The 254-nt window shown below is 55.5% G+C and carries 1 protein-coding gene; it reads left to right on the plus strand.

Annotated features, from left to right (window positions below):
• Positions 1-32: 32 nt before the first annotated feature.
• On the plus strand, positions 33-254 hold a 222-nt coding region (locus tag Q4528_RS14845), incomplete at its 3' end, for a hypothetical protein (RefSeq protein ID WP_303522438.1).

Below are 254 nucleotides of genomic sequence, written 5' to 3' on the forward strand. Positions count from 1 at the left end.
CTTCAAAGCTCGGAGAAATTGACCTGCACACTTTGCCAGATGGTGCTGACACCGCTGAAACCGTGCGTCTCGTCGATAATGCAGGTGAGGTTCGATATGGTGGCGATGTCACGTTACGAGAGGACGGCGGCGTGGTGGTCCTGAGCACTGGCGACGTGAGCGACGACAGTGACAACTACGACGATTTTTTACGCTTAACCACCTTTGACGCCGACGGCAGAATGGAAAGCCCGCCCATTCGCATAGAAGAGGCG

Origin of the sequence: Staphylococcus pasteuri (assembly GCF_030547725.1) — a bacterium.
Lineage (GTDB): Bacteria > Bacillota > Bacilli > Staphylococcales > Staphylococcaceae > Staphylococcus > Staphylococcus pasteuri.